Annotated in this window: 1 protein-coding gene; it reads right to left on the bottom strand. The window is 41.2% G+C overall.

The genetic code is table 11. The features are described from left to right. On the bottom strand, positions 1-250 hold a 250-nt coding region (locus ACSVDM_RS30865), incomplete at both ends, for an NAD(P)H-dependent glycerol-3-phosphate dehydrogenase (RefSeq protein ID WP_439269178.1).

Genomic DNA, 250 nt, shown 5'->3' with positions numbered 1-250 from the left:
CGTTTTACCAGAACCTAGCGCATAACCAATTTGATAATTACGGCTTAATGGACTATTACAAGTCGCAAATAAATCACCTACTCCAGATAAACCTAAGAACGTGAGCGGGTTTGCACCTTGTTTTACCGCGAAACGGCTCATTTCAGCCAAAGCACGCGTTAAAATCATACTTTTGGTATTTTCACCAATTTTATATGCTGCACCAATTCCCATAGCAACGGCATAAATATTCTTAAGCGCACCGCCCAAC

Source organism: Nocardia sp. JW2 (assembly GCF_051843015.1).
Taxonomy (GTDB): Bacteria; Actinomycetota; Actinomycetes; order Mycobacteriales; family Mycobacteriaceae; genus Nocardia; species Nocardia coubleae.
The sequence above is the reverse complement of the archived record's forward strand: the minus strand, read 5'-3'. Positions and strand labels throughout refer to the sequence as shown.